This is a genomic window from Mesorhizobium sp. WSM4935 (assembly GCF_029625735.1).
Lineage (GTDB): Bacteria > Pseudomonadota > Alphaproteobacteria > Rhizobiales > Rhizobiaceae > Mesorhizobium.
This window is the reverse complement of sequence record NZ_JARTVR010000003.1, coordinates 219302-225992: the sequence shown is the minus strand read 5'-3', so window position 1 is coordinate 225992 and position 6691 is coordinate 219302. Positions and strand designations below refer to the sequence as shown.

Sequence of the window (6691 nt, the reverse complement as noted above, 5' to 3'; positions counted from 1 at the left end):
GAAGGACATGAGGCCGCCCGTTCGTCCGTCACCGTTCCAGCGTGTATGCCACCTCATACAAGCCGGGGCTCGCTTCACCGAGGCCCTTGTGGTCTAGAAATCCACCCTGCCGGAGCCGATCGATGATCCTGCGCGCGGCCTCATGTCCTTCCGCTTGGGCATAGTTGACGACCTTTGTGCCATCGAGGCTTCGATGGAGGCTCGCTGACACCCAACCGGGAGTATCGCGCACAAATCGTGCGGCGTCCGATAGATGATCGATGAGAGCTTGCTGTCCGCCTTGTGGGACGGTGAACACGTTGATCTGCGTGATGACGCGGGCATTGGCACGAATGATAGGCATGCTGCTTCCTTTCTCTGAGGAGCGCAGCCGTTCGACGCGAGGCACGCGAGTTTCGACATAACGCGCCAAGCCGCCGGCACGGATGCGCCAGTTGCTTGTCGCGGGTTCGCCCATCGGGCGATACGGAGCCTTCTCGCGGAAGGAAGCGGGCTTACCGATGCCGCTCTTGGTCCTTTTCGACGGGACGAGCCTATCAGGCCCGGCGGTGTCACAAAAGATCGATCCTTTAATTGGCGAACCTGCCTTCGGGTGAACGCCGAGACGGCAAGGTTGAGAAGCCTTCGGATTGCCGGCGCCTGTCGCTGAGCACCACCCCCCGCTTATCTGCGCTGATCCCTTGGTCCGACTGATCGCCTGGCGCCATCAACCCGTAAAGGGTCGGCTATGCGTGCATGCCGCCGCTGCGGCTGCGCCTGCGCGGTGATTGCAGCGCTCAGTCCGACACATCGGGCGCCTGTCAGCGGGGGATGGTCCTCCGCTCGAAATAGGAGCCGGATCGATGTCCCTCAACGACGCCCACGCTTTCGCCTTCAGCCTCGCCACCACGCTAATGGCCGCCGTCATCATCTTTAGGGCCGGCGACGGCACGCTGTCGGTCATCCCCGCCAGCGAGTATGACGGCGACATCGCTGCCATTGTCCATGAGATCGATCCTTTCGCCCCCTGACCGGGGCGAGCCGGCCGGCCGCGCTGAAATCGACACAGATTTCCGCTAACGGCGCCGCCGGTCCTGCGCTATGCTTCGGACGCGCCGTGGTGGTGGAAGACGCGACCGTCAGACTTTGTCCTTACCAATGCCACCACCATGATCATCCTGGCAATACTTGCATCTGTGGCAGCGATCGGTCTGCTTTGCGGGCTGCTGTTCACGCTGGCGGTTTTTGCGCTGCCTGCGTTTGTCGGCGTGACCGCGGGCGCGTGGGCGTATGGCACGGGCGACGGCATTTCCGGTGCCATTCTTGTCGGCGCGGTCGCGGCAGCCATAACGCTCGCGGCCGGGCAGCTGCTCATCAGCCTCGTTGGCTCATGTGGCTGAAGCTGATCGTGGCGACAGCCTTCGCGCGTCGGCGGCGATCGCCGGCTTCCATGCGACCCACAGCATCGTGAAGCATCTCATGCTGTCCGACGCGTGGCAGATCATGTTCTCCGTCATCGGCGCGGTCGCAGTCTGCATCACCGCCTCCGCACGGGCCGCTGGATTTGCGGCGGCACCGGCCCCGTCCCGCCGGCATCTTGCGCAGCCCTGATCTTCGCCATCGCCGTCAGCACGACCAGGGCAGCAATGGCGTGGTCGCCCCACGTCGTCTCGTGTATTGCGATGGGCGTGTGCGGCGCGGATCGACGCTGCCCGGAAAAGCGGTCTTCGCTGGAGCGCTGCAGGAGCAGAGCCTCGTATCGGCGGGGCACCGGATATCCGGCATGGCGATCGCTGTGGTGACGCTGGGAGGCGAGCATGCAGCAGCATCGGCCTGGGGGGAGAAGACGAAGCCGGCGAGACTACGCCGGCGCATTGCCGATGTCGGACGGGCGCCATCCTATCCGTTATCTGGCCGTGACGCGACCGCTCCAAACGGCCTCTTCAATGGCCTGATCTGGCCGAAGGCCGGCTGCGCCTCGATCGCCTGTGACGCAACAGCCGCGTCAAACTTTCTTCCCCTGCCGGACCCCACCCCACGCGACAGGCCGCGTGGGGACCCCGAGGCGCCGCCATCCTCGCGAGACAAGAAAGCCCTCCTTGGCTGTCGGGCCCCTTCGGGGTGCGCCGTCGATCGCCTCCGGCCTGCCGATCGCCATCGAGGCCGCAATGGTGCGGGCTCGGAAACACCAAAACGGAGACATACAATGGCTACCATCGGCTCTTTCAAGAAGACCGGCTCGAACGAGTTCACCGGCGAGATCGTCACCCTTAGCGTCCAGGCCAAGAACGTGCGCATCGTCCCCGACCAGCGCGCCACGGGCGAGAACGCTCCCAGCCACCGGGTCCTGGTCGGCCGCGCCGAGATCGGCGCCGCCTGGACGAAGCGCTCAGGCGAAGGTCGCGACTATTTGGGCCTCAAGCTCGACGATCCGAGTTTCAATGCCCCGATCTACGCCAACCTCTTCGACGACGAAGAGGGAGAAGGCTTCTCGCTCATTTGGTCGCGGCCGAGTGCGCGGCGCGACTAAGAGCCCAAGAAGGCCCCCGGCCGGAGCGCCGGGGCCTTCTCCCGCGAACAACTGGCTGAGTTGCTTCCGCACGAGGAAAGGCGATGCCGGGATCGCATCGCCTGATGCTATCGAGCGGGCCTCCCTCGGAAAGTCGTTTCTGTAAAATGCAACCTTTCACTCTGTTGATGCGAGGGCCAGCGATGATTGAGCCGTTTGACGAGGCCGCGCCGACGGCCGATGAACTTACCGAGTATGATCGCGAACACATCAAGCTCTATGCGCGCCTGCTGGACGCCGCCGATGACGGCGCGGACTGGCGCGAGGTGGTGGAAATACTCTTCGGCATTGATTTGACGAAAGAGCCGCAGCGCGCCCGGCGCATTCATGACAGCCATCTGGCGCGAGCGCGCTGGATGGCACGCGCCGGCTACCGCCATCTCCTTCGCAAAACCGGCAGGTAGCGCCACCGTGGCTACCGCTCGCAGATGATGCCGAAACGGCATCACCTGATGCCCAGTGATGGGCTTCCGTCACTCGCCGCGAGTCGAAATGTTTGAGACGGGGGCTGCGCTTTATTGCGAGGAGCTCTTCAGATGAGGCCGGATACGTCGCATTGGCGAGACCATGACAGCTACGACTATTTCGATGTTTTACCAATCGAAGGGCTCGCCTGGGAGTGCCTGCGGCGTCACGAGCCCTATCAACGGCACTATCGGGCGCTCCTGAGAACAAGCTCGCAAAAAGCGCCAATGCCGCCCGAGGAGCAGCGGATATGGGGGCTGCGATTTCCCGGCCAGGCCTGACTTATCCGCATTGGCGCAAGAGGTCCTCTGGTCGCCTGACGTCGATCCAGCGGTAGTTCCTCTTGTCCGCGTGCCGGATGTCCTTTCATCGGCAGCGCTTGCGCCGTTGACGGCTCTGGGTGAGGAACACGATAGTCCGGAAGGACGCCACACAATTCACAAAGCCGGTGCGGTGACCCAGCTTCTTCTCCTGCCTGGCAGCGACACGCACGGTCAGCTGGCGGCGTTGGTTCCGCTGGACGCGCAGACCTTGGGCCGGATCGAGGCGCTTACCCGCTTCTGGCGTTCCTGGCAGGGTCGCCCGGCACCGCCTGACACGCGAATGACCCCGCAGCAGCGACGCCGATTTCGCCTCATGATGCGGGCCGCCGACGGCCGTTCAAACGGCGCCAGCTATCGCGACATCGCAATCGCTCTCTACGGGCTTACCCGCATCGCCGCCGATCCCTGGAAAACCTCCGCTCTTCGCGACGCGGTGATCGGCCTGGTCGAGGGCGCCACGTCCCTGATCGCCGGCGGCTATCTCCAGATATTGCGCCATCGACGCCGGGCGTAGCCCTCCGGTTCAGCCATGGGGTGGGATTTTTGGCACCCCGCAACTGTCCCATCCCTTCCGCAGCCCATCCTCCGCCACCGTGGTCACCGTCCGCCGCTGGTCGTCAGCGGCCGCTCGAAACCCCACGGAGCTGCGATCCAATGCGATCCGATGTCACCGCTTTGCCGCCGCGCTTTCTGCGCACCAAGGAAGCTGCTGATTTCCTCAGCCTGTCCGCCCGTACGCTCGAAAAGCATCGCACCTACGGGACAGGTCCTGCTTACAAAAAGCTCGGCGGCCGTGTCGTCTACGCGGTCGACGATCTGCAAGCCTGGGCCGAGCGCGGCGCCGTCACCTCGACGTCGGATCCTCGCGGGTCGGTCCTGCCGGCCAAGCGACATACCCCCGCGCCGGCTTCGCATGACGGACGCTATTCACGCTAACAGCATGCGGATGACGGCGCGGCCGGGCAGCTACGGTGCCGATCCAGCGTAACATTGCCATCGCCGCCATGCAGCGCGAGACAGAGCGCGCAACCCTCACAAAACCAGGAGCATCTTCATGACGGCCATCGCCGTTCCGCGCCTAAGTTCTGCCTTCGCAGGCGCGCCCCAGCACTCTGACAATCTCGTCCATGTCCAACTCATTTGGATGGAAAAGAGGCAGGAGAACTGGATACGGTTCGGAACGCATACCCACGAGCAGATCGTCGATCGTCGACGGCGCATCCTGTCCTACCGGCCGGGCGCGATCTTCGCCTTTGTGCGCTGGGCCGCAAACGACTTCGGAACAGTCACCTCGCGCATCGATATCGTGCAGGCGATGTCGCCTGGCGAAGCCTACCAGACGCTTCCCTTTGTGCGACCAGGTGGCGAGCTCCTGCTGAAGGTCGAGAGCTGGCCCAGGGTTGAGCGCGTTCTGCAGGCGATCGACACAATCGAGCGCCTCGGAATAGAACCCGAGTCGGTATCGCCGGATCATTGGCGCAACATCCACAACCGCATAACCGCCGGGCAGGCGCCGCGCAGCTATACGCTCGACCAGCATCGCGCAGCCTTGCTGCGCAGGAGGGTAGGGCTGTGACGCGCGCCGCCATTATCCTGGCCGGTGCTGCCGCAAGCCTGGCGGTTGGCTGTCCCGCCTTCGTTCCGATGCCGGTCAGATTGATCTGGAACGCGTCGGCCAGTGCGCCGCTCGGCCTCTACCTGATCGACATCAACGAGCCACCCGCGGTCGGCGATCTGGTCGCCGTGAACGCGCCGGAGCCGCTCGCCGCTTTCCTCGCTGGTCGCGGCTATCTGCCGAAGGGCGTGCCGCTTTTGAAGCACATCGTTGCGGCCTCCGGGCAAAGTGTCTGCCGCTGGGGTCTCATCATAACCGTCGATGGCGCTGCCGCTGGAATGGCGCTGCAGCGCGACCGGGCTGGCCGGACCTTACCAATCTGGCAGGGCTGCCGACGCCTCGCGTCCGGTGAAATCTTTCTTATGAACCGGCGGGCGCGCGACAGCCTCGACGGCCGGTACTTCGGCCTGATCCCAGCCGACCGGATCATCGGCCGCGCTCTCCCGCTGTGGACCTGCGGGAATGGCGGCGCCGACTGCGAATGGCGCGCGCCAATGCGGTGAGCGCGCGACCGGCGACGTCTCTGTCGCCGACCTCATCACCGCACCGTCACGACAACAGGAGCTTGACATGCTGCAGATCGGAGAGTTCACACGCCACAAGACCGGATATTGCGGGCGCATCCATACGCTCAGCCTCAACCTCGACGTCGCTATCGTGCCGGCAGAGGCAAGCGATACGGAGAATGCGCCGGACTACCGTGTCCATGCCGGCAATGAGGACGGCCCCGAGATCGGCGCCGGCTGGAAACGCTCCAGCGAAAAGGCTGGCGACTTCATCTCGATCCAACTCGACGATCCCATCCTGGCGCAGCCGATACGCGCGAGCCTCTTTTGCAATGGTGAAGACAAGACGTCGTGGTCGCTGCACTGGTCGCGCCCGCGCGAGCGCGGCGAGAAGGATTGAACGATGCGCGCTCGCCGACCGCCGACGCGCCGTCATAATGCGCCCGGGCCGCTTCGCGCTGCCCGGCGCATGGCTTTCTCCCTGCTTTGCGGTCTGTCCGTCGCGACCGCCTTGCCGGCGGTGGCAGTGGCGCAGGACCCGGCCATCGCGCAACCGTCCCAACGCGACCCGTTTGCCGCGCACATCAGCGAAGCCTCGCATCGCTTCGGCGTTCCGGCCGCGCTGATCCGCGCCGTCATGCGCCAGGAGAGCGCGGGCGACGCGCGCGCCGTCTCCAGCGCAGGCGCCCGCGGCCTAATGCAGATCATGCCTGCCACATGGGACGATCTGCGTGCCCGCTGGTCGCTCGGTGCCGACCCCTTCGATCCTCGCGACAACATCTTGGCTGGCACCGCGTATCTGCGCGAGTTGCATGATCGCTTCGGCTCGCCAGGGTTTCTGGCCGCGTACAACGCGGGGCCCGCACGCTACGAAGCCTACCTCGCTGGACGTCCGCTGCCGGCCGAGACTCGAGCCTATGTCGCATCGCTTGCTCCGCTCGCGCGAGGTCTGGCGACCGCTCGCCCTTTCGCCTTCGCCTCCGTCACGGCAATTCCCTGGAAGGCTGCCGCGCTGTTTGTGCGCCGGCCGGATCGCGCGCCGCCGGTCGGCTTCGCGACGGCCGGCGGGCCGCTGAATAGCACCGTCTCTGCAACAATCGTGCGCGATGTCTCCGGCATTGTGCCGCCCTCGCCCGGCCTCTTCGTGGCGCGAGCGGGCGAGGGGATCAAGCCATGAGCACGCGCCATCTTTTTCGCGCAATCGCGGGCTCCAGCGTACGATGGTGTGCGGGAG

The 6691-nt window shown here is 65.1% G+C and carries 11 protein-coding genes and 1 pseudogene; 11 read left to right on the top strand and 1 reads right to left on the bottom strand.

What is annotated here, in order from left to right; translation table 11 throughout:
* Positions 1 to 28: 28 nt before the first annotated feature.
* Complete coding sequence (locus P9273_RS09150) at positions 29 to 457, bottom strand: antibiotic biosynthesis monooxygenase family protein (protein WP_278048613.1); 429 nt, start codon at positions 455 to 457, stop codon at positions 29 to 31.
* 385 nt (positions 458 to 842) lie between these two features.
* On the opposite strand from P9273_RS09150, the gene P9273_RS09145 reads away from it, so the two are divergent.
* The 11 genes and pseudogenes from P9273_RS09145 to P9273_RS09095 all read left to right on the top strand — a co-directional run bounded on the left by P9273_RS09145 (position 843) and on the right by P9273_RS09095 (position 6634).
* The gene (locus tag P9273_RS09145) at positions 843 to 1010 is read left to right on the top strand and encodes a hypothetical protein (protein ID WP_164750569.1); all 168 of its coding nucleotides are present in this window, start codon (positions 843 to 845) and stop codon (positions 1008 to 1010) included.
* A 138-nt stretch (positions 1011 to 1148) separates the two neighbouring features.
* Positions 1149 to 1590: pseudogene (locus P9273_RS09140) on the top strand (hypothetical protein).
* Between the two features lie 595 nt (positions 1591 to 2185).
* Positions 2186 to 2509, top strand: coding sequence for a DUF736 domain-containing protein (locus tag P9273_RS09135; protein WP_095832283.1), 324 nt, complete (start codon positions 2186 to 2188; stop codon positions 2507 to 2509).
* Between the two features lie 182 nt (positions 2510 to 2691).
* Complete coding sequence (locus P9273_RS09130; RefSeq protein WP_095832284.1) at positions 2692 to 2952, top strand: DNA -binding domain-containing protein; 261 nt, start codon at positions 2692 to 2694, stop codon at positions 2950 to 2952.
* Positions 2953 to 3084: 132 nt separating this feature from the next.
* Positions 3085 to 3294 carry a transcriptional regulator domain-containing protein gene (locus tag P9273_RS09125; protein WP_278048612.1) on the top strand — a complete coding sequence of 70 codons (210 nt, stop codon included), beginning with the start codon at positions 3085 to 3087 and terminating at the stop codon, positions 3292 to 3294.
* A 172-nt stretch (positions 3295 to 3466) separates the two neighbouring features.
* A complete protein-coding gene (locus tag P9273_RS09120) occupies positions 3467 to 3850 on the top strand; it encodes a DUF2285 domain-containing protein (protein WP_336619372.1) in 384 nt (127 codons plus the stop codon).
* Positions 3851 to 3990: 140 nt separating this feature from the next.
* Positions 3991 to 4272: a helix-turn-helix transcriptional regulator gene (locus P9273_RS09115; protein ID WP_278048609.1), complete on the top strand. Its 282-nt coding sequence runs from the start codon at positions 3991 to 3993 to the stop codon at positions 4270 to 4272.
* A gap of 118 nt (positions 4273 to 4390) precedes the next feature.
* Positions 4391 to 4912 (top strand): DUF2840 domain-containing protein, encoded by a 522-nt coding sequence (locus P9273_RS09110; RefSeq protein ID WP_278048608.1) that lies wholly within the window; start codon positions 4391 to 4393, stop codon positions 4910 to 4912.
* The gene (locus P9273_RS09105; protein WP_278048607.1) at positions 4909 to 5454 is read left to right on the top strand and encodes a S26 family signal peptidase; all 546 of its coding nucleotides are present in this window, start codon (positions 4909 to 4911) and stop codon (positions 5452 to 5454) included. Before P9273_RS09110 ends, P9273_RS09105 begins: the two co-directional genes overlap by 4 nt.
* A 67-nt stretch (positions 5455 to 5521) precedes the next feature.
* A complete protein-coding gene (locus P9273_RS09100; protein ID WP_278048606.1) occupies positions 5522 to 5857 on the top strand; it encodes a DUF736 domain-containing protein in 336 nt (111 codons plus the stop codon).
* Between the two features lie 3 nt (positions 5858 to 5860).
* The gene (locus tag P9273_RS09095) at positions 5861 to 6634 is read left to right on the top strand and encodes a lytic transglycosylase domain-containing protein (RefSeq protein ID WP_442920201.1); all 774 of its coding nucleotides are present in this window, start codon (positions 5861 to 5863) and stop codon (positions 6632 to 6634) included.
* Positions 6635 to 6691: the final 57 nt, after the last annotated feature.